The 19305-nt window shown below is 36.4% G+C and carries 21 protein-coding genes and 1 pseudogene; 16 read left to right on the forward strand and 6 right to left on the reverse strand.

What is annotated here, in order from left to right; translation table 11 throughout:
* Window positions 1-121 precede the first annotated feature (121 nt).
* Window positions 122-358, forward strand: a complete 237-nt coding sequence (locus tag AC6HZ4_RS14255; protein ID WP_497490227.1) for a hypothetical protein — start codon at window positions 122-124, stop codon at window positions 356-358.
* A 68-nt stretch (window positions 359-426) separates the two neighbouring features.
* Window positions 427-573, forward strand: coding sequence for a hypothetical protein (locus AC6HZ4_RS14260; RefSeq protein WP_497490228.1), 147 nt, complete (start codon window positions 427-429; stop codon window positions 571-573).
* Window positions 574-813: 240 nt separating this feature from the next.
* On the opposite strand, the gene AC6HZ4_RS14265 is transcribed toward AC6HZ4_RS14260, so the two are convergent.
* The 5 genes and pseudogenes from AC6HZ4_RS14265 to AC6HZ4_RS14285 form a co-directional block, all read right to left on the reverse strand.
* Window positions 814-1662 (reverse strand): oxidoreductase, encoded by an 849-nt coding sequence (locus AC6HZ4_RS14265; protein ID WP_497490229.1) that lies wholly within the window; start codon window positions 1660-1662, stop codon window positions 814-816.
* A 98-nt stretch (window positions 1663-1760) separates the two neighbouring features.
* Window positions 1761-2369 carry a hypothetical protein gene (locus AC6HZ4_RS14270; RefSeq protein ID WP_497490230.1) on the reverse strand — a complete coding sequence of 203 codons (609 nt, stop codon included), beginning with the start codon at window positions 2367-2369 and terminating at the stop codon, window positions 1761-1763.
* 16 nt (window positions 2370-2385) lie between these two features.
* A complete protein-coding gene (locus AC6HZ4_RS14275) occupies window positions 2386-2562 on the reverse strand; it encodes a hypothetical protein (RefSeq protein ID WP_497490231.1) in 177 nt (58 codons plus the stop codon).
* Between the two features lie 594 nt (window positions 2563-3156).
* Window positions 3157-3984 (reverse strand): adenosylmethionine decarboxylase, encoded by an 828-nt coding sequence (gene speD / locus AC6HZ4_RS14280; RefSeq protein WP_497490232.1) that lies wholly within the window; start codon window positions 3982-3984, stop codon window positions 3157-3159.
* Window positions 3985-4370: 386 nt separating this feature from the next.
* Window positions 4371-4466 (reverse strand): annotated as a pseudogene (locus AC6HZ4_RS14285) (SDR family oxidoreductase); the annotation flags it as partial.
* Between the two features lie 447 nt (window positions 4467-4913).
* Between AC6HZ4_RS14285 and AC6HZ4_RS14290 the strand changes: the two are divergent.
* Entirely contained in the window at window positions 4914-5765 is an 852-nt protein-coding gene (locus tag AC6HZ4_RS14290; RefSeq protein WP_497490234.1) for an alpha/beta fold hydrolase, read from the forward strand.
* A 548-nt stretch (window positions 5766-6313) separates the two neighbouring features.
* On the opposite strand, the gene AC6HZ4_RS14295 is transcribed toward AC6HZ4_RS14290, so the two are convergent.
* Window positions 6314-6544: a hypothetical protein gene (locus AC6HZ4_RS14295; RefSeq protein ID WP_497490236.1), complete on the reverse strand. Its 231-nt coding sequence runs from the start codon at window positions 6542-6544 to the stop codon at window positions 6314-6316.
* A 336-nt stretch (window positions 6545-6880) separates the two neighbouring features.
* Here AC6HZ4_RS14295 and AC6HZ4_RS14300 point away from each other — a divergent pair, with 336 nt between their 5' ends.
* From AC6HZ4_RS14300 to AC6HZ4_RS14360, 13 genes are all read left to right on the forward strand, one after another.
* Complete coding sequence (locus tag AC6HZ4_RS14300) at window positions 6881-7237, forward strand: hypothetical protein (RefSeq protein WP_497490238.1); 357 nt, start codon at window positions 6881-6883, stop codon at window positions 7235-7237.
* A gap of 266 nt (window positions 7238-7503) precedes the next feature.
* Window positions 7504-7896: a hypothetical protein gene (locus AC6HZ4_RS14305; protein WP_497490239.1), complete on the forward strand. Its 393-nt coding sequence runs from the start codon at window positions 7504-7506 to the stop codon at window positions 7894-7896.
* Between the two features lie 142 nt (window positions 7897-8038).
* Window positions 8039-8206, forward strand: a complete 168-nt coding sequence (locus AC6HZ4_RS14310; protein WP_497490241.1) for a hypothetical protein — start codon at window positions 8039-8041, stop codon at window positions 8204-8206.
* 369 nt (window positions 8207-8575) lie between these two features.
* Window positions 8576-8779 carry a hypothetical protein gene (locus AC6HZ4_RS14315; protein ID WP_497490242.1) on the forward strand — a complete coding sequence of 68 codons (204 nt, stop codon included), beginning with the start codon at window positions 8576-8578 and terminating at the stop codon, window positions 8777-8779.
* Window positions 8780-9058: 279 nt separating this feature from the next.
* Entirely contained in the window at window positions 9059-9250 is a 192-nt protein-coding gene (locus tag AC6HZ4_RS14320) for a cysteine-rich CWC family protein (RefSeq protein WP_497490243.1), read from the forward strand.
* A gap of 246 nt (window positions 9251-9496) precedes the next feature.
* Complete coding sequence (locus AC6HZ4_RS14325; protein ID WP_497490244.1) at window positions 9497-9982, forward strand: GNAT family N-acetyltransferase; 486 nt, start codon at window positions 9497-9499, stop codon at window positions 9980-9982.
* A 69-nt stretch (window positions 9983-10051) separates the two neighbouring features.
* On the forward strand, window positions 10052-10312 hold the full coding sequence (locus tag AC6HZ4_RS14330) for a hypothetical protein (RefSeq protein WP_497490245.1): 261 nt from the start codon (window positions 10052-10054) through the stop codon (window positions 10310-10312).
* Window positions 10313-10321: 9 nt separating this feature from the next.
* The gene (locus AC6HZ4_RS14335) at window positions 10322-10522 is read left to right on the forward strand and encodes a GNAT family N-acetyltransferase (protein WP_497495717.1); all 201 of its coding nucleotides are present in this window, start codon (window positions 10322-10324) and stop codon (window positions 10520-10522) included.
* Window positions 10523-11440: 918 nt separating this feature from the next.
* Window positions 11441-12157, forward strand: a complete 717-nt coding sequence (locus tag AC6HZ4_RS14340) for an ABC transporter ATP-binding protein (protein ID WP_497490246.1) — start codon at window positions 11441-11443, stop codon at window positions 12155-12157.
* Complete coding sequence (locus AC6HZ4_RS14345; protein WP_497490248.1) at window positions 12129-14615, forward strand: FtsX-like permease family protein; 2487 nt, start codon at window positions 12129-12131, stop codon at window positions 14613-14615. The genes AC6HZ4_RS14340 and AC6HZ4_RS14345 overlap by 29 nt, the downstream gene beginning before the upstream one ends.
* Window positions 14608-15402 (forward strand): DUF8832 domain-containing protein, encoded by a 795-nt coding sequence (locus AC6HZ4_RS14350; protein ID WP_497490249.1) that lies wholly within the window; start codon window positions 14608-14610, stop codon window positions 15400-15402. The genes AC6HZ4_RS14345 and AC6HZ4_RS14350 overlap by 8 nt, the downstream gene beginning before the upstream one ends.
* A 366-nt stretch (window positions 15403-15768) precedes the next feature.
* Complete coding sequence (locus tag AC6HZ4_RS14355) at window positions 15769-17541, forward strand: ABC transporter ATP-binding protein (protein ID WP_497490251.1); 1773 nt, start codon at window positions 15769-15771, stop codon at window positions 17539-17541.
* 259 nt (window positions 17542-17800) lie between these two features.
* Window positions 17801-19168 (forward strand): DJ-1/PfpI family protein, encoded by a 1368-nt coding sequence (locus tag AC6HZ4_RS14360; RefSeq protein ID WP_497490252.1) that lies wholly within the window; start codon window positions 17801-17803, stop codon window positions 19166-19168.
* Window positions 19169-19305 lie beyond the last annotated feature (137 nt).

A 19305-nucleotide genomic window follows, 5' to 3' on the forward strand; every position in this document is an offset into this window, starting at 1 on the left:
AGCTGTATTGAAGAAGGTAAAACATAAACATTTAAAGAAAAGGGGCTGTTTCATAAAGAAAGAAGAATTTGAGCAAGCTATATTGAAGATGTTAGATTGAATGAAAAAAGGCGGTGTTTTTATGTCGGATTTTCTAGAACCCATTAAGTATAAAACAGGTACATCTATTCAAACTTTTAACATTATTGAAACGAGCGTTAATGCTGATGGGTATGAGGTTCTTTTAAATATTGATTTAGATAGCGGTTATGAATTAGAAGATGTAAAGTTGAGAATTACCTTTGAGGACTTAGCAGCATACGAAACGAATGATATTCAAGAAGGGGTAAAGTGTGCTTTAGGGTTCTTTGATAAATAGTTGCAGCATGAGTGTACCCTTAACACCAATTATGACTAGCTTTAAACAAACAGCAGGAGGGAATTGAAGTGAAAAAAGAAGAAAAAATCATACCGGGAGATCAAATGAAAGAGCCTAAAGCTGAGAAATTTACAAAAAGTCAATGGGAAGACACTTTAGAGAAAAAGAACACTATAAAAGACTACGACAGGGCATGGGAAGATGACCGCCTTTAATGGAGGTCATCTTTCTTTGATGCTTTGTTCTATTTCTTTTTATGTTTTACTTGTTTTTGTGTTTCGCAAAGATCTATGGCGCGTTCAATTTTCACTTGATAGGAAGAGGTAGATTTATCATCTATCTGACGTGTGCTGTTTGCGAAACACACGTCAAAAATAAACCAAAACAACTTGCAATGCTATTGGCGTTATCCTTTAATATATTCAAAGCTTATATTAGCGACTCATTTTCCTTTTCTAAAAACGTTTTATTATGATACGCTCCCACCATTTCCATGGCAGTATATGTTTTAAGATGATCCCCAATTTAACGCCTTTACCAAGCGGATACCGCAATTTCGGAGCAGGGGATTTTGCTGCTTGTACAATGTGTCGAATCACTTCATCTGGAGCAGGTGCCGTATCTGCAACATGCTTGACATGCTTCAAAATTGCCTTCATCTCTTTAGCATAAGGGGAATTTGGAGTAAGCGTTACTGAATCCAAACCTTTTGACCAAATAGCCGTTTTATAGGATCCTGGTTCAATTAAAACTACATGAATACCGTATGGCAGCATCTCCAAACGTAAAGACTCACTAAATCCTTCTACCGCAAACTTGGACGCCGCATAAGGCCCCATAGAAGGAAATCCAATTCGTCCACTGATACTGCTTATATTTATAATCTTGCCGCTTCGGTGCTCCCTCATTGACGGCAAAACAGCTTTCGTTACAGTCACCAATCCGAAAAAATTAACTTCAAATTGCCGCCGCCATTCTTCAACAGCAAGTTCCTCTGTAAAGCCGCCCACTGCATACCCCGCATTGTTCACCAACAGATCAATTCGTCCGTAACAGTGAATCAAATCCGCAATCACAGTTTCTACGGCAGAAGAGTCAGTTACATCTAATTGAACTATCTCAATCCGATCTATTACATTTGCTTCACGAGCAGCTGCTTCCAGCTTTCCTCTTTTATCCAAGTTTCTCATGGAAGCTAGTACTCGATATCCTTCGCCGGCAAGTTCTACACTTGTCAGCAAACCAAACCCGCTTGAAGCTCCTGTAACTAATGCAATAGGTTGTTTATCAACACTCTGATTCATAAGATCCCCTCCAACTTCCCATATAAAAGACTAAAAATTGATTTTAAGGGAATAAAAAAGCAGGGAAAGGGCTCCCTGATCCCAATAAATATATGTAACTAAAATAAATCATCTACAAAATAAAGCATATGTTTATATGGATCTATGACACCTCTATCTTTAAAGGTACTAAAGTCATAACTTTCGTAAAACCCAACTGAATTAGGCGTTGCTTGTAACGTAATTAAAGTACATCCTGAAATAGAAGCAATTTCGTAAACAATCCGGAACATATGACCAATTAAAATCTCACTGTATTTCGTTTCTGTTACCGGCCAAGATTTCCCTTGGTAGTCTTTATCTAATGCAAAGTTCAAAAGTATCACGGAGGGAAAGTGATGCTTATTATCTTTTGTTTGCGGGAACAGCCCTTGTTCTTTTACAAATTGTTCTACTTTTTTGTCATAATGCTTTTTAAAGTCGATACTATCATTGCACAATGTAAAAAACCCAATTACTCTTGTTTGGTCTTCATTTAAGAGCAAGTGGGTTCTACTAAGTTGTTCATGATGATGTTTGTAAGCTTTTTCTTTTAGATACTCATCAATAGACTTATGAAGGGGGATTAAATCCTGCTCCTCCTCGTCATATGACTCTTTAACGCAAGAAAAGTTATTGATTATATCTTCGTCTGTTAAATCCATAAATGGAATAAATGGCAGCTCCATAATCTTATACATTCCCCTATCCCTTTACCTTTTTAACCATATTCCTTAAGTATTTAATATCTGTACTTTGTCTTGCAGAGAGCATAGCAGCTTTTGCTCTTGATAATGAGTTTTTTTTCTTTTGTCCATAAACACGATCTAAAAACTTTGCTTCTGCCTCAAAGGACACAAATTCAAATTCGCGTTTTTTCATTTACATTCACCCCCAACAGGTTACAGTGTACACTCATGATAACATGTTATTATATAGAACTCAAAGAAGTGTACACAAAAAAGCGTGGTTTACTCTTCAGCTTTTATCTTATACATATGATGCTATATGTATAAGAGGACAATTCTTATCCACTTAACATTATGGGGTCTTTAAATAAATAAGAAATTCGTGAGGTTCGAAATAAATTAGTTTTTATACCTCACAAGGATTCATTGAAATTATTCTCTGTAAAGTGCATGCAAAACTGTACAGACTTTTGCAGCTTAGTAGTCAAAATGGTGTCTGTCTTTTAACTTCTTTGAAAAGGGGGAAGCCTTTTTGATTTTCAATAAATATCATTAGTTAGAGGAATTACCTGAGCTTTATGGAAATCTTGTATGTAGGGTAAAAGAGGATGGGGAATTGTGGGGTATTTATTGTTCATGCTTTTACTGAAGAACTTTTCCAAGGAGGTCTTGCTGCGATCTGTATGATTGAATTAAATAATGGACGAAAATTTTATCAATGCAAAATAAAAGATGATAGAATTTTGTTTTTAAATGAGTAAGAGTGCGATCGTGTTCGCACTCTTTATTAATGTTCTCTTATTGAGCCAGAATTTATATTTTTGCCATAAAAAATTTCATTCATTTCGTGTTGTAGTTTTCTTGTGATGTTCTCTATTTCATCAGAACTTAACGAATTTTTTGTATACCCAAACAAGTAATTATCTAAGTCGAATTCTCGGAGTTTGCATTTAGTGTGAAAAATATTCTCTTGATAGATATTTACATCTATCATGTCATATAACTGTTTTATTTCTTCCGGTATATAGTTTTGGATCGAGCTAATATCATGATCAATAAATAATTTGCGCCCTTGTATATCTCTAGTAAAGCCTCGAACACGATAGTCAATCGTCATAATATCTGTTTCAAACGAGTGAATAAGATAATTTAATGCTTTAAGTGGTGAAATTTCTCCACATGTAGACACATCAATATCAGCTCTGAATGTACTAATACCATCAGTTGGATGGTACTCTGGATAAGTATGAACTGTGATATGACTCTTGTCTAAAGCTAAAACTACAGCTTCAGGAAGAGGTCCAGGTGATTCTTCGAATGATTCGGTTGGCACTTCCACAACCGGTCCTTCTGAAACTAATACGGTGACACTTGCTCCCTGCGGTACATAGTCCTGCTTGGCGATATTTAAAACATGTGCACCGATAATATCTGATACATTTTTTAAAATATTTGTTAGTCTATCTGCATTGTATTGTTCATCTATGTATTCAATATAAGCTGCACGCTCTTTTTCGTTTTTGTACCAACATATATCCCAAAAATTGAACGAAAGTGTTTTTGTAAGGTTGTTGAAATTATGTAATTCAACATGTTGTTCCGGTTTCCATTCCATGTGCTACTCTCCTTAATCTTAGGTTTTCAACACCTGTAATATTAAAAAGTTTGCAAATAATCAGGTACCTTTCCACATTTAAATATATCTTTATGTTACCCATCCTAAAAAGAAAAAAACACACTCTTTCTTTTTTAGGTTAAAAATGGAGCTTTATGGAATAATATGAATTGTTGTATTCATCCTTTTGGTATATGTAAGCCCAATCGAGCGCAAATTTGAACACCTTAAGAAAATTGTCTAGCTTATTGTTGATAATCTACATAATAGACGGGTTTTTAATGAGGTAGGGAGCTATGGAAAATAAAAGAACATACAAATTTATTTGTCAAATAAATAAAAAGAACACCTGGCGTAGCAGATGTTCCTCGTGAAACTAAGGCGAATTAATGGATCGTTAGACCGCCGTCAATATCATAGGCAGCTCCTGTTATGAAAGATGCTTTATCGGAGGTTAAGAACAAAACTAACTCTGCGATATCCTCAACCTCTCCATATAGCTTTTATTCCACAATAAAATAAAGAGTAAGGACATAATGGATTTGAAAAAATTATAATCCGTAGTGCGGTGCAGTATATGGAGATCTAGCAAGTAGCATAAATTCAGGAAAATTATCACTAAAAGGTAAAAAGAGATGGTAAAACCAATAAAACCATCTCTTTTTTGTTGTTAAACAACAGTTATATTATAACTGAAATATCAGAATCTAACAATATAGAGATATAAGGTAATAATTGGTAAAAACCAATTTAAAATTCACTATTATGCTCAATAAAAATCTATTAAGGAGTGCAGGGATTGAATATCAAAAGAGCTGCTTAGATAGTTCTTATTTTTCTATTATCAGGGTGTTTTATGGAAGAAGGGATACTCTCCTGCATAGTGAATATATAATTAACAGAATATGATAAATGAATGGGGTTGTTGTATGCTATCTCCTAAATCTAGATTTGAAATAATTAATGGTATGGAGGTTCATTTTACTGAATGGGGCAATCCGCAGAAACCAACTGTGGTTTGTTGGCACGGCTTAACCCGGAATGGGCGGGACTTTGATATTTTGGCTCGTCATTTATCCCGAGATTATTATATCCTTTGTCCAGATACGATTGGGCGAGGATGGAGCCAATGGAGTTCTTCCCCTGAAAAGGACTATTGTTTTGAAAATTACAGTAACCTAGCTATTGGACTATTGGACCGTTTAGGAATTGAGCAGGTCCGTTGGATTGGAACCTCGATGGGAGGAGCCATTGGGATGCGTATTGCCGGAACACCGCTTCACAAAAATCGCATTACCCACTTAGTTTTAAATGACATTGGAGCAGGTGCTTCTGACAATACTGTTCAAGATATTGAAGGTATTAAACGAATTATAAGTTATGTAGGGACTCCTCCACAATTCAAAACCTTTACCGAACTAAAGAATTATTATAAGACCATTTATGCCGCATTCGGTCTTTCTAATGAGCAAGAATGGATTGATTTTACCCAGTATTCTTGCAGACGAAGGGATGAGGGTGGGATTAGTCCTGATTATGATCCGAACATCGTTTTGCAATTTCAGCACACGGAGGATTTAAGCTTATGGAACCATTGGGAAGCCATTCGATCTAAAATATTACTCATTCGGGGGGAAAGATCAGATGTATTGCCCCTAGATGTAGCGGTAAAAATGGCGCAAAAATCAAACTGCCAAATGGTAACAATTCCAAAACTAGGTCATGCCCCGGCTTTAAATACAGAAGAACAGATCTCCATCATAGAGAATTTTCTTCGGTAAATTATCATTAAAAATGTAAGATAACCCTTAGAGAAAGAAGAATTTGAAATTTCGCATCTCAAATGAAGTACTCTAAATTAAAGACAGAAGCTTTTTAGGTTGCGATTGTGAAGCACTAAAGCCAAATTTCTCAGCGTCGTAAGAGAGAAATTTGGCTTTTCTTATTTGGAGTTCCTTATCGTTGTAAATCCGTATTTTCCTGACGCTGTCCTTAGTTGAATTCTTTTTCATAATTGCTTCAGGAAAGAGTTCAGTTATTCATAATAATGTTATGTAAACTCGATGGCGGTAAAAAGGGTTATTTTGCACTAATTGCGATAATATAGCAGTAGTTCCGTTGCAGGTCATATAAATGTAGGGGGAATTTCATTTACCATAATTAAAATTCGATTTAGATAAAAAGAACACCTGGCACAGCAGATGTTCTTTACAAACTAAGTTGCTCTTCCTGATGTAAACTCCATTCTCAAGATTCGTCAACATTGGTGTATTACTGAAGCCGGACAAATTGCATTTGCCTTAGTTAACCCTATTAAGCCACGCTTTACTTACCTTTTTTTCTTGTTTGAATTATCTACAATTACTTTATTTTTACTAACGTTTTCTAAGATAACTTGCACATAAATATTTTTTTCATCAATATTAGTAACACTTGACACTTTTCCTTTACGACCTTTAATTTTTAAATCTTCACCTACGGATGGAACATATTTACGCAACTGACTTAATAAAAGATTTTTGTTTTCGAAAAAATAAACATTAAAATAAACATTAACCATTTTGGTCTCACCTATTTCATATGGTATGTGTTACATAAAAAATGCTCATATTGTATCCTTCATATAAAATATATGATTATAGTTCGATTTAGACCAAATTATGAATATAAAAATTTTAAAAAATGCTGCATGCTTCATACGAAAGAATCTACAATCATTCAGGATTAAGTATGCTAAGATAAAAGGACAATTTGGTCCATTAGGAATCATGCGCCAAAAACCAGCAAGCGTTTACATGAATTTCAGTTAGCGTTTACAAATATTCTTATGGTTCTACATAAATGACATCTAGTATATATAGTATGTATACAAAGCCATTTTTGGGAGGTATAACCTATGCAACTCGAAACTTTGGTTATATACAAAGAAATTGAAGAGCTGTTTGTTGATGGATGTGTAGAGGCAATTTTACAAAATGATACGAGCCATACGCATATTTTACAGCTAATTGGAGAACGCCTTGTGTATATGAAGGAACTTGATTTTGAAGAAAGTACATGGGTCACATCAATCATGAACGGGGAGCTTGAAGACATACTATACATCTGTGTATGCAGCAAATCTATGATTGCATATCTTCATCATAAAATGATACAAAGAGGGGCTTCAAGGAAGGAAATAAAAGAATGTGTAGAGGACTTCCTTATAGCAATGAAACAGACCCTTGCTTATCGGATCATAACTAGGCATTAATTTAAAAAGAAGTATTAATGATTGAAGGGACGAGGTATCTTTGCCCATAAACAAGAATGAGCAAAGGAATATTTCATAGGAAAAAGAATGTTTTATATTATCCTATATGTTTATTAAATAAGGCTATTATGGAACTAATAACATCAGCATTTCTTTTTTCTTCATACAGATTAGTGGTCCTAACTTTTTACTTGCGGACGAGTGGAGCTTTTTCAGTTTTTGAAAATCTGTTCTATCGGTATACGAAAGAAAAAAGGGGTGTATGTATGTTTTTCATTCCATTTCAACATACAATAACCAAATTCGTAAATTCTACTGAGCACTTATCACAGATTCGCATGTATTTGCCTTTTATTATTTCGCAAACAGAGCTTCAACTACATAGAATCCTTCATGAATCAGATATCGTCAGTATTTCTTATGTAAGTCATGTTTGCAGATTAATTGAAAGAATATGCAGTAATACTATGATACAAGGAAAAGCCTGCTTTCAGGCAACTGCTCTTGGCATAGAATATAATGAGCAAAGGGAAATCGCCATTGACATATTCAAACAGTTCTTTCCTAGTAGTATCCTATCTGAAGCAGAGCTCAGTTTTCTTGTTTTGTATTTTCATCGTTTACAAACAACATCCAAAGAAGTAATAATCAATGTGTAGGATATTCTATTTATCTTACATGTAAAAGAATTTTCTGAATAGAGATGCATATGATACACTCGAGTACAATATAATAACGCCCATACCGTTCTATTACCTTCGGAATATATTTAAGTAAATGGTAATTGACGGGGGGAAGATTATGGGCGACTCAGAAAAACACAAAAAATTACCCACAAGTGAAAGGCCTCTTGTTCATCCGAAGGCGAAACAGAATGTAAAAGAAATCGTTTGGGTTGTCGTAGGCTTGGCAGGAATTGGAGCTGTTATGTACAGTCTTGAGAAGCTTTACGAATTATTTATAAAGTAGTTGTCATGTTGCCGTTGCAAAATCACAAAATACTAGCAGTGGTGTAGAAAAGTTGCTGCAAGTTGGATTGAGAATTCAAATGTAAATATTTCATTTATAGTAGTATGATACTTTTTTCAATAGGCTCTGCTTCTATTATATACCCATACCAGAAATAAATGGTTATGAGTCTGTAATGGAAAAGGAGCCTTTTATAATCAAATAGGTCGGGACTAATGGCTTAATTAAACTAAAATTTTAAGCTATATGAACAGCTCCTTTTCAGTTAGTTGGTTTTGAAGTAATACATAATGGGAATAAAAAAGTTACATTTGGGAAGTATGGTTGTCAGAATGTAATTGATGTTCATCGAAAAGGAGTGGGTTGAATATGAAAAGATATAAAAATGTGAATACTGGTGCTATCTTGACTGAACAGGAGCTAGATGAACTGCATTTAAGGGAATACGAAGAAATGTGGGAGATGATAAAAGGTAATTTAGAACAACATGCATATCAAAATAAAGAAGCTTTTATTCAATATCTAATTGAAAAGGACCTTGATCTCGATTTTGAAGAGATCGAAGAAGGATAAATTTGGTTTTGGTACTAAGAAGGGGTTAAGATCAATTCTTGATCCCTTTTTCCTTACAGCATGAATGTTTGCAATGTTAAGTTTGGTAAGGAGTGATTTAAAAAGGATTATTCATCTGATACAAGGAATAATTAAAGATTATTGAAGGTGTGAATGGAGAGTATATTATTAAAAAACAAAGAAACATTGTTTTGTAGGACATTAAAGAGTTTTATAATAAATCCAATATTCAAGAGACTTAATTCATAGATTTCTAAGACTAGGAAGTGGGGGAGCAATGTGAATGATGAAACTAAAAAATCACTTACATGTCCAATCTGTGGTAAGAGCAATAACTGTGGTAACCATTCATGCTGGTGCAGTAAAGAGGTTTTTCCAAGTGGAATTTTTGATTTAGTGCCAGTTAACCAATTGAGAAAATCATGTATATGTAAAGAATGCCTTGATAAGTTTAAGGAAAGCCAACAATAAAACCAACATCGAACTTAATCTAAATCGAATATTGGCACATGCAATGAGTAAAAATCAAGCATCAACACAAGTAATGAAGAAAATCGGGATGATCTATGAAGGGGCATTAAAACAAGACATATTGAAATGTGGGACATATGAAGGTAGATATTTATGGGATATTGAAAAGCGACTACACGAATCGTAGATAGACCGCATATTGGCGATATAAAACTAGCTGTTACAGAAAGAGAGGTTGAATTCTCAATGAAGAAAATTGAGGGAGAAACAGAGCACTTTTTCATCTCTACAAGCAAAGAGCTCTTAGACTTAGATATGATTCATGAATTTTTAAGTATACAATCTTATTGGGCAAAAGATATAAAAAAAGAGTTAGTCAATGAAATGATTAATAATTCATCTATTTGCTACGGTATTTACAAGAAAACACCAGATATAAATAGTGACTTCCAGCAAGTTGGATTTGCGAGGGTTATTACCGATTTTGTTCGTTTTAGTTGGTTAGCCGATGTCTTCATCCTCTCAAAATACAGAGGTGAGGGATTAAGTAAATGGCTCTTAGACATCATTGTGAATCACCCTAAACTTAAGGGCACTCGTTTTATGTTGGCGACCGCAGATGCTCATGGATTATATAGCCAATATGGATTTAGTCCCCTGGAAAAAGCAGAGGACATTATGATGAGGCAAGCCGATATGTCCTTAGTCCTTGAAGCATATAATTTAAGATAGTTTGAATCTTATTTCTTATATCGATTTCCTCTCTTTCAAGTGTTGAGAGCTATATTGATTGGAAGAAATATGATGATTCGGTTAGCAGAGATAGAAGAGGCATGTTTGGTTCATGCGGTTATGATGTCTGCATTTGAAGAGTATCGGCATATAGATATTCCATCGAGTGCCTTAAACGAAACCGTGAGTTCTATACAGAAATCTTTAGCTGATAACAAAGAGCAAGCCTGTTTATACATACAAAGTGACATTCCGATGGGTTCAGTAAGATTCAAATTAGACGAGAATTTCCTTTACTTTTCTCGTCTCTCTGTTTGTCCAGAGGGATGAGGGAAGGGTATAGCAAAATCCATGCTTTCATGGTTAGAGATATATGCTCGCCAGCATGGAAGGAGAGAAGTTCGTTGCCAAGTACGTGCGTCTGTCCCAAAGAATATAAAGTTATACGAATCTGTCGGATATGAGATTTTCAGTGAAGAAGTAGTTGCAAAAACGAATGGAAGTGAAGTGAAAACGGTATTTATGAGAAAGAACATTTAAAAGAACAACATTAGGCAGCTCGATCTATTTGAGCTGCTTCTAGAATATTCTTTTGATGTTATAAGGACTATATTGCTGATCTATGGTTCTAGAGGATTATTTTTGCATCAGAATCGTAAAATTCATGGTAATATCGGTAATATGAATTTTACCTGAACATATTAAACAGATTTTAAATTTCAATTACTGTATTTATTTAATAAAATTAAAGAATGGAAAATTAAAATCAATAAATTTTACAGTACTTGATTGTCATCGATATGAAATATAAAAACTGTACAACATTAATGAGGCTTACAGCATAACCCAGATGATGTTACTGCTTGGAATGGGCGTCCTTATTTTATTGAAAGATCCTACTTAATCATTCTAGCAAAGAAGGAGAAGGAAGCGCTAAGAGTAGAAAATTCTATCATCAGTATTGGAAACAGTCTAAGTTATGAGGGAAGGTTGAATCGCACAAGTTAAATCAGAAGATCTTTCCACATGTTTTTCTTAGCGCACAAACAGATGATACTAAAGGTTTATGGTTTTCGTATCTATTAGGATGTATATATATTTTTATTATTTCACATACCGTAAATTCAGCCCACATTAACATAAAAAAGGATAGAAACCACTATGACCCGTATGTACTTAATCTAAAAAAAAACAAATTTAAAGAACAAATTAGAGAAGGCTGGTTCAGAAGTTTATTTAAATAAACTTCTGAACCAGCCTTTTTTGTTTAATTAGAGATTTTAACACCAGTATAGCAAAACAGGTTCGGTGCAACCCAAAATTTCTGCGGCAGTTCTCAAAAAGTCTGCGGTTTGTAATCAATAAAGTCATCGTAGAATGAAAGCATCCAATACATCTGAGAAATCTTAGTTGGAATAATGCATAGGACTTTATAAAAATAAAGTGGAGGTTATTTATATGATTTTGATTCAAAATGTTTCAAAGGTATTTACTTTAGAATCGGGTGATTTCTTTGCCTTAAAGAACAACAACGTTCACATCAACAAAGGTGAATTCGTAGCGATCATGGGTCCCAGCGGTTCGGGAAAAAGTACCCTTTTACAGCTAATGGGGGGGCTTGACCTGCCAACTTCTGGTGACATTATCGTCGATGGGATTCGATTAAACAATCTGAACGAACAAGAAAGAACGTTATTTCGCCGCACAAAAGTCGGCTTTGTATTTCAGAACTACCAGCTTCTTCCTATGATGAATGTTGCTGAAAATATTGCACTCTCGCTTTCGGCAAATAAGGCTTCTAAAGCAGAAATTAATAAAAGGGTTCAACAATTGATAAAGGAAGTCAACCTGGAGGGTAAGGCATCCCATTTTCCAGCTCAACTTAGCGGCGGGCAGCAACAGAGGGTAGCAATTGCAAGAGCACTTGCGATGAAACCGAAATTGATTTTTGCAGATGAGCCGACAGGAAATCTCGATCAGAAAAATGGTGAAGATATTTTGCAGCTTCTTTCAAGATTGAACAAAGAGGAGCAAATCACAATTGTTATGGTAACACATGATCAACAGGCAGCGGTAGCAGCAGACAGAGTAATCGTGATTCGAGACGGGGAAGTTGTAAGAAATCGCAAAAAAGGAGGTGTTGAATATGAATCAATGGCTGATAGCCTGGCGTAACTTAATGCGCAGAAAGCTTCGAAGCTTTCTTACAATGATGTCGATTATAATCGGAGTGGCTTCCACCTTTGCGGTCATCACAGCGGTCGACTCCGCCGAGAAATCCTTTCCAATTTATCTGAAGTCTGCCTTTGGTAAAGCAGATTTTAATGTAAATGGAACCGATGCTTATTTTTCAGAAAGGGTGTATAAGGAAGCAGGGACACTGAAAAATATGAAGTCGGTCGCAGTCTTGAAGGAAAACACAAAGATTCATATTGAAGATAAGGGAATCTCGGCGATTCAAAGAAGGGTCTCGTTGAGCGGATATAGTGATCTAGATACACCTATTACGGATTTTAAAGTGATTAAAGGTAATTTAACTTCGGGTGGCGCAATCATTACCGAAAAAACCGCTAAAGTATGGAAAAAAGATGTCGGAGACACGATTTTCTTTGAAACGGACCATGGAATCAAAGAGATTAAAGTATCGGCTATTGTAAAATATACGGTCGAACTCATGGGGCCATCAAGCTGGATGATGGCGAAATATCACCATTGGTCTGTCGCTGTCCCATTAGTGGTAGTACAGGATTGGTTTGATTTATCCGGTAAGATTGATAATTTGCAATTCAAAGTGGAAGACGGAACGAGCTTGCAAAAGGCAGAGCAGCGGCTAGACCGGTTTCTTAAAGACTATGATGGCATCTATATGCAGCCTGTTGTCATCGATTTCGATTCAAAGTACAAAATGTTGGATTCTTTCTTTCTCGCACTCTATATTGCTGGATTCTTAGGAATTGCCCTTAGCGCATTTATTATTTTCAATTCACTTTATGTCAGTATAAAGGAACGAAAGAACGAATTTGCCGTGCTTAAGACAATTGGCTATGCATCATCACAAATACAAACGATGGTTTTGTTGGAGGTCATCTTGCTTTCCATCATTGGTACTGCCGCCGGCATAATGCTCGGTTATGGATTTGGTCTTGGTTTAAAATCGCTAATCTTCTTGATTAGCGGTGTCAATGATGAAGGAAGCAGCATGATACTGACGAAAGGGATTCTCATCTCCGTTCTTGCTGGTATGCTTGTTCCAATCATGGCCGCTTTGTACCCGATCCATCAAGCAGGAAAGGTCAGCGTGATTGAGGTGTTAAAAGAAAATCGAGCTGCTTCTTCTCCGAAAAAGTGGATTGGGATCCTTGGAGGATTACTCATCCTATCCGGTTTTTTTATCAAACATTTACTCTTGATTGTCCCGTTAATGATTGGAATCATAATGCTATTTCCTTATTTGTTTAAATTATTTGATTTCTTTTTGAGAAGGATCTACAGGGTATTATTTGGATTCTCTGGTGAGATGGCGATACGCAATCTCAATCGAAATTTAGGACGGACCTCGATGACCTCAGTCATTCTCAGTTTGGGTATTGCGATGATTGTGTTAATGAGTTCTTTGAATTCCGCGCTCCTTCAGACATACGAAAAAGTGATTTATTCCTCCTACGGCGGGAATCTTGACATCATGTTTCACCATGTTGAAAAAGAAGATTTAGAGAGGTTAAAAAATATTGACGGCATAGCCGATGCGACCGCCTACTCCTTACAACCGATCGTCTGGATCAATCAAGGAAAAGAGAGAAAACTCCCTGTCTATGGAGTTGGAGAGGAATGGATTGATAAATTCCCATTGTTTGCAACTTCGGGGAAATCCCACAGTGAATTGATTAGACGATTAAAGAGCGATGAGATCATTTTGGATAAAATCTCCTTCGAGATCTGGGGAGGTAACATTGGGGAGTCGATCTCGCTTGATACGCTTCAGGGGACAAAACTCTTTAAGGTTGTATCTGTTGTCGATACAATGAAAAATAGCGGTTACGGAGCTTTTATGGAGGAAAATAATTTTAAAAAGAACTTTGGAGTTAAGTATGAAAGAAATGCCCTTGTCATTAAAGATGAGAAAACTAGTCCGCTGCAATTAAGGGAACGAGTTTTTGATCAATTTGGCGAAAGAATTGAAGAAATGTTTGGACCAGAGGATTGGGTGACTGTAATTAGTGCCAACTACACAGGATCCTTCACGATCATTAATGGTCTAGTTGTCCTATCTATTATCGTTTCAGGAATTGGGATTACCAATACCTTGCTTATTAGTATTATGGAGCGAATTCGTGAGATTGGGATGATGCGTGCGGTTGGTGTTTCGTGCCGCCAGATTATCGGAATGATTTTATTAGAAGGATTGGGTATAGGGCTGGCTGCAACCGGCATCGGTTCACTGTTTGGCGTTTTGTTAATCTATATTACTTCTACCTTTATGGAAATAAACTCGCTAACCTTTGATTTCGGAATCTCATGGACGATTATCACTTTAACGATTTTGTTCGGGATTGTTGTCAGCATTATTTCCAGTCTTGCTCCAGCATCTAGGGCGGCAAAAATCAAATTAAGTGAGGCGCTTCGATATGAGTAAAATCCTTTTCATCCTGTTGCTGCCTTTGTTATTGCTATCGGCTTGTGGAACGAATAAATCCTGGGAGAATGAAAAAGTCACGGAAGTAAGCACTCGGATCCTCGCTGATGACGTCAAAGCGATATGGGAAGTTGATAGTGAATCAGGTGATGAGGCGCGGATTCAACTAAAAATCGTGAAAAATAATGGAAAGCCGATTGAAAGATTTGAGATTAATCACGAAAAACTGCTGCACTTGATTATCGTCAGCAACGATTTATCTTATTTCAATCATGTGCATCCTGAGTACAAAGGTAATGGTTTGTTCGAGATTACGAATAACTTTCCAACAGGCGGCGAGTATAGGCTGATTGCGGACTTTAAGCCAGCAGACGGCGGTTCGATGACCAAGATGGAGTGGGTTGAAATTGATGGAAAAGAGCAGTGGCCTGCTCCAATCACAGTTGATGATAGGCTCGAGAAAACAGTGGATGGCAAGCGGGTAACATTATCAATGGATTCAGTTGAGGCAAATAAGGAACTTACTCTTAAGTTTACATTCACAGACGAAAAAACCAATCAACCGATTAGCGACCTCGAGCCTTACTTAGGATCGATTGGTCATGTGGTAGTTTTGTCGGAGGACGGGGAGCGTTACTTGCACGTTCATGCATTAGAGGGTCAGGGAAGCGGCCCAGAAGCACTTTTTGAAACAGAATTTCCGAAAGCCGGAGTTTACAAGATATGGGGACAGTTTCAAAAGGATAACCAAGTATTTACGGTATCTTATGTTGTAAAAGTCCATTAGGATCAAACAAAAAGGAGAGATAGAACAGTGTATTCTACCTCTTTTTAAGGTATGTAAAGGCGTATCATCCCATTTTTCATTTATTAGTGCTGGGTACTGTGCTCATCAGCCTAACAAATTCAATAGGCGTCGTGTTTTTGCCAATTTAATTGAAAATCCGCCATTTGGGCGGATTTTTTTGAAAACAAGGGTTCCCACAAAAATTTGCGGCAGTACTCAAAAAACATGCGGTCATGATTCACAAAGTATGCGGTTTGTAAAGCATTGAATCACCGTAGAATGAAATCACAATACACTAGAAACTTGCATTTGGGATCACTTTAATTCTAGATAGACTGATTTTTCTTTCGAAAGGAGTTTTGTAAAATGAAAGATTTTAAGTTATTTTTACCCTATGTGCGACGGGTAAGTAGATTATATTTAATTGGGTTCGTCGGGAGCCTGTTTCGTTTTCTGATCCCGCTATTTGTTCCGTTAATATTAAAATATATTTTTGATCATTTGCTGCAAAATGAAACATTGTCTCGTTCGGAAATGCTAGAACAGCTAATGTATATTGTCGTTGGTATGCTGGTTGTTTTTCTTTTTATCCGAACACCCATGGAATATGTGAGACAATTTTGTATTCATAAGGCTAACAACAATATTATTAAATGCCTTCGTCAAGATGCATTCAAGAAAGTTCATTCTCTTGATGCAAAGTATTTTGTGGAAAATAAGAGCGGAGAAATTGGCGCCCACTTTTTCTATGATATCGAAAAGATGAAAGGCTTCCTGACTGCTGTCTTTGGAAACATTTGGATCGAAATGATTGTCCTCCTGTTCGTTGTAGTCGTCATGTTGACACTTAATGTTAAATTGACAATTCTTTCTGTCGTGCTAGTCGGATTTCAATTTATTCTTGCTCATCTTCTATCGAGAAGGTTTAAAAGATCAACCCGAATCATGATGAGTTACCGATCTGTTATGAGCGGGTTTATTTTTGAAAAAATACAAGGAGCCTTCCTATCAAAGTTATTTGCCTCTGAAAAGCGAGATAAAGAAGAACTGGATCAACACTTAACTCATTTTGACATGTTAACAGATAAGCATGCCAGGATTAATGCAGTAATGTTAGCTTCGGTTAACGTTCTAAGTGATATGACACCATTTATCGTTGCCATTATTGCCAGTCTGTTTGTAATAGAGGGCAGTTTAACTACTGGTAGTTTAATTGCCTTCTTTGCTTATGTCGATAAAATGAGGAGTCCTGTTGCCGCTTTAGTCAATGCATATCCTGCAATTACGGAAGGGAGTGTTGCTTTAAAAAGGATCTTTGAGTTCTTCAATACGCCGCAGGTGATTAAAGAAAAAGCAAATCCTGTTGAACTAAGGCAGTTTATCGATTCTATTGAACTAAGTAATGTTTCGTTTTCTTATGATGGAACGAACAAAATTATTGATAACGTTTCTTTGAAGCTTGAAAAAGGGAAAACCTATGCGTTTGTTGGAGAAAGTGGGGGTGGCAAGAGTACCATCTTACAGCTTTTGCTCAGAATGTATGATGTAACGAAGGGTGAAGTGTTAATCGATGGTGTGAATATAAAAGATTACTCGATAGCAAGTCTCAGGGAGCATATGGGCATTGTAACGCAGGATAACTTTTTGTACAGCACTTCGATTAAGGACAATATTAAAATGGCAAAGCTTGATGCGACAGATGAGGAGATCATGGCCGCTGCTAAAAAGGCTTTCGCTCATGATTTTATTACAGCCCTACCAAACGGATACGATACTGAAGTTGGGGAAAGAGGGATTAAGCTTTCAGGTGGTCAAAAGCAGCGAGTGGCCCTTTCCCGTGTATTTTTGAGGAATCCGTCATTCATTTTTTTAGATGAAGCCACCAGCGCCCTTGATAATGAGAGTGAAAAGCTTGTTCAAGAGTCTATTAATCAATTTGATCACGATAAGACAATTATTATGATTGCACACAGACTCTCGACGATTTTGCATGCTGATACGATATTTGTAGTGAAAAACGGCACGATCATAGAAAGCGGCAATCATAAAAGCCTGTTAAACAGAAATGGTTATTATAAAGAACTTTATTCGAAACAAAATTTGCCGAGGGAAGATAAATTTAAATTGTCTGTAGGATGATGAAAAAATAACTATAAGCTGTCAGCTTTGATTTTTCTAGCATTTTTCTAGCGTTACAGGAAGAAATGCGTTCCTAGGATTGACTCAACTATGGCTGTTTCCGCCGTGGCGGTTCTGCTGTCAATCAATCTGCCAAAGTTTTATCGAAGATATAATTATGCTCTTTGCTTAAATTTATTATTCTGTTTATATTGTTATATTGATTATATATAACCAGTTTATAGCATCCATAAGATTAAAGATTTTTCGGGAGGTCAAAATGAAGAAGTTATTATTGCGTGCTGCTGTTTATTTATCTAGTTTTGTTTTACTCGTGGGAGGAATCGGATTTGTAGGATTTCTTAAGGAAAAAAAGGATTATTGGCTCACTGTTCGCGATCAACCTGTTCCTATTTTTAATGAAATAAAAATACCTGAATATAATCCCCAAAAACCTACAGTGGCAGTCCTATTATCGAATCTAACCACAGAAGTATTCGATTTTATGGTTCCATACGAAATGTTTGCTATGACAGATGCGTACAATGTGTTTGCAGTAGCCCCGGACAATAAAGTAAAAACCCTAACAGGTGGTTTGGATTTAATACCGCATTACTCTTTTAAAGAAATGGACCAATTATTAGGAAAAAGTCCCGATATTATCGTGATTCCTAACATGCCTATGGCTGACCAAAAGAAATACAAACCCGTCCGGAAATGGATTCAAAAACATAAAGAGGCTACTTTATTAAGTATTTGTGGTGGAGCGGCTAATCTTGCCGATACCGGTTTATTGAAAGGAAAGACAGCTACCACACATTGGCAGTTTTTTCCTATTACTCAAAAGGAATATCCTGACATTCACTGGGTAAGGGACCAACGGTATGTTTCTGACGAAAATACCATAGGCTCGGCTGGACTCACTTCAGGAATTGATGCCGTACTCTATGTCATCTCACAGAAGCTAGGTGAACCCATAGCAGAAAAAGTTGCAAAAGAGATGGATTATCCTTCTTATCATTTCGTTAAAAATCCAAGGATTGTACCTTACTATATTGATAAAAGTGAAGTCATTTATATAGCCAATCAGGCATTTCAGTGGAACAAGAAAAAGACAGGTGTGCTGCTTTATAACGGTATGGAGGAAGGGGCATTGGCATCAGTATTTGATACTTATTCCGCTTCTGGAACAACCAAGGTCTTGACAATTTCAAACTTTGAACAGCCTATTGTTACCAAACATTATCTTAACCTGCTTGCCAGATATCAAGCATCAGATGCTCTGAAATTAGACAGAATGATGGTTACGGGAACTGAGGCAAAGTCCCTGGCTGCTGAAGATGTGGTACAATGGAAGGAGCAGGGGAACGCGAAGGAGTTCTTATACTTGCATAGCCAATCTCCAGACAGATTTGTATTTGAAGCACCGCTTGAAGATTTAGCAAAGCAGGAGGATATTCTAACTGCTAAATATGGGGCCAAACGATTAGAATACCGCGGAGACAATCTAAAGCTGGAAGGCAAACTGTTTTCTCTTGAAGCTTTTGGAATACCCCTGTTGATTGGTTTACTCGCAGTGCTAATGGCTTTCTTGATTGACAGACGGTTCATTACAAATATGAGTAAATCTTCTTACGACCAAAACTAAACCCTTTGGGGATTATTGTTTCCAAGTGTAATTTTTGATTAATATAAGAAATAAAGGGCCTTACTTCTTTTGGAAGTAAGGCCCTTCTGTTATTAGTTTATTGATGAAAGCCTTCATGAAATCCAATTTATTATAGG

The sequence above is a fragment of the Ectobacillus sp. OTK genome, assembly GCF_059698935.1.

What these genes read in the sequence shown, in the direction of transcription:
- AC6HZ4_RS14255 (WP_497490227.1), top strand. Translation starts at nt 122, where the DNA reads ATGTCGGATTTTCTAGAACCCATTAAGTATAAAACAGGTACATCTATT.
- AC6HZ4_RS14265 (WP_497490229.1), bottom strand. Translation starts at nt 1,662, where the DNA reads ATGAATCAGAGTGTTGATAAACAACCTATTGCATTAGTTACAGGAGCT.
- AC6HZ4_RS14270 (WP_497490230.1), bottom strand. Translation starts at nt 2,369, where the DNA reads ATGGAGCTGCCATTTATTCCATTTATGGATTTAACAGACGAAGATATA.
- AC6HZ4_RS14275 (WP_497490231.1), bottom strand. Translation starts at nt 2,562, where the DNA reads ATGAAAAAACGCGAATTTGAATTTGTGTCCTTTGAGGCAGAAGCAAAG.
- speD (WP_497490232.1), bottom strand. Translation starts at nt 3,984, where the DNA reads ATGGAATGGAAACCGGAACAACATGTTGAATTACATAATTTCAACAAC.
- AC6HZ4_RS14290 (WP_497490234.1), top strand. Translation starts at nt 4,914, where the DNA reads ATGCTATCTCCTAAATCTAGATTTGAAATAATTAATGGTATGGAGGTT.
- AC6HZ4_RS14295 (WP_497490236.1), bottom strand. Translation starts at nt 6,544, where the DNA reads ATGGTTAATGTTTATTTTAATGTTTATTTTTTCGAAAACAAAAATCTT.
- AC6HZ4_RS14300 (WP_497490238.1), top strand. Translation starts at nt 6,881, where the DNA reads ATGCAACTCGAAACTTTGGTTATATACAAAGAAATTGAAGAGCTGTTT.
- AC6HZ4_RS14305 (WP_497490239.1), top strand. Translation starts at nt 7,504, where the DNA reads ATGTTTTTCATTCCATTTCAACATACAATAACCAAATTCGTAAATTCT.
- AC6HZ4_RS14310 (WP_497490241.1), top strand. Translation starts at nt 8,039, where the DNA reads ATGGGCGACTCAGAAAAACACAAAAAATTACCCACAAGTGAAAGGCCT.
- AC6HZ4_RS14315 (WP_497490242.1), top strand. Translation starts at nt 8,576, where the DNA reads ATGAAAAGATATAAAAATGTGAATACTGGTGCTATCTTGACTGAACAG.
- AC6HZ4_RS14325 (WP_497490244.1), top strand. Translation starts at nt 9,497, where the DNA reads ATGAAGAAAATTGAGGGAGAAACAGAGCACTTTTTCATCTCTACAAGC.
- AC6HZ4_RS14330 (WP_497490245.1), top strand. Translation starts at nt 10,052, where the DNA reads ATGATGATTCGGTTAGCAGAGATAGAAGAGGCATGTTTGGTTCATGCG.
- AC6HZ4_RS14340 (WP_497490246.1), top strand. Translation starts at nt 11,441, where the DNA reads ATGATTTTGATTCAAAATGTTTCAAAGGTATTTACTTTAGAATCGGGT.
- AC6HZ4_RS14345 (WP_497490248.1), top strand. Translation starts at nt 12,129, where the DNA reads ATGAATCAATGGCTGATAGCCTGGCGTAACTTAATGCGCAGAAAGCTT.
- AC6HZ4_RS14350 (WP_497490249.1), top strand. Translation starts at nt 14,608, where the DNA reads ATGAGTAAAATCCTTTTCATCCTGTTGCTGCCTTTGTTATTGCTATCG.
- AC6HZ4_RS14355 (WP_497490251.1), top strand. Translation starts at nt 15,769, where the DNA reads ATGAAAGATTTTAAGTTATTTTTACCCTATGTGCGACGGGTAAGTAGA.
- AC6HZ4_RS14360 (WP_497490252.1), top strand. Translation starts at nt 17,801, where the DNA reads ATGAAGAAGTTATTATTGCGTGCTGCTGTTTATTTATCTAGTTTTGTT.